Annotated in this window: 1 protein-coding gene; it reads left to right on the plus strand. The window is 61.1% G+C overall.

The genetic code is table 11. The features are described from left to right. Positions 1-146 precede the first annotated feature (146 nt). Positions 147-1,355, plus strand: a 1,209-nt coding sequence (locus tag EN994_RS31735) for a YeaH/YhbH family protein (RefSeq protein WP_164746427.1), incomplete at its 3' end; no start/stop codon positions are given.

Below are 1,355 nucleotides of genomic sequence, written 5' to 3' on the forward strand. Positions count from 1 at the left end.
TCCAAGCGGGACAGTGTCACGGAAAAGCGGCACAATGAATTCGTGCAGCGGATGGTCGAGCGCGGCTACACCGAGCGGCAGGTGCGTCGCCTTGTGGACTGGTACATGCGGGTGAACAGGGCGGGTTAGAGAACCCGGATGGTTCCATGCCGATCTTCATCGACCGCCGCCTGAACCCTAAAGACAAAAGCCTCGGCAATCGCCAGCGCTTCCTGCGACGCGCGCGCGAGGAATTGAAACGCAGCATACGCGATCAGATCCGCACCGGCAGGATCGCCGACGCGGATTCCGAGCATGCCGTGCGCATGCCCGAAAGAGGCACAAGCGAGCCGAGCTTCAACAACGCCCGCGACAGCGGCAGGCGCCAGCACATCTTGCCGGGCAACAGGCATTTCTCCGCTGGAGACCTGATCCCCAAACCCGGCGGGGGCGGCGGGGGAGCATCGTCGCCGGGAAACAAGGCATCTGAAGACGACTTTCGTTTCGTGCTGTCGCGCGAGGAAGTGCTCGATCTTTTCTTCGAGGATCTCGAGCTCCCGGACATGGTCAAGCTCAACCTCAAGGAGATCCTTGCCTTCAAGCCGCGCAGAGCCGGCTTCGCCGCCACAGGTTCGCCGACCAACATCAATGTTGGCCGCACAATGCGCAACAGCCACGGCCGCCGCATTGCGCTGAGGCGCCCCAAGCAGGTCGAACTGGATGCGATCCTCGAGGAAATCGCCTCGCTCGAGTCGACGCCATCCAGCGCCGAAGCGCGCCAGCGTATTGCGGCATTGCGCGAAGAGCTCGACCGGCTGGAACGCCGCCGCCGCCGGATTGCCTATGTCGATCCGGTCGACATCCGCTTCAACCGCTTCGATTCCCGGCCGGTGCCGAACGCCAATGCCGTCATGTTCTGTCTTATGGACGTGTCCGGGTCCATGGGCGAGCGCGAGAAGGATCTGGCCAAGCGCTTCTTCGTCTTGCTGCACCTGTTCTTGAAACGGCGCTACGACCGCATCGAGATTGTTTTCATCCGCCACACGCACCTGGCTCAGGAGGTCGACGAGGAAACATTTTTCTACAACACCCAAAGCGGCGGCACCGTCGTTTCCACCGCGCTGGAGGAAATGCACCGTATTATCACCAGCCGCTACCCGGCCCATGACTGGAACATCTATGCCGCCCAGGCCTCGGACGGCGACAATTTCGCCGGCGATTCGGAGCGATGCATTTCGCTGCTCAACGGCGAGCTCATGCGGCTGTGCCAGTATTTTGCCTATGTCGAGATCATCGACGAGCGTGAAGCTCATATTTTCGGCTCGACAGAAAACGGGACATCGCTCTGGCGTGCCTACAACTCCATCGACCAGAAA

Source organism: Mesorhizobium sp. M7A.F.Ca.CA.002.09.1.1, from assembly GCF_003998555.1.
GTDB lineage: Bacteria > Pseudomonadota > Alphaproteobacteria > Rhizobiales > Rhizobiaceae > Mesorhizobium > Mesorhizobium ciceri.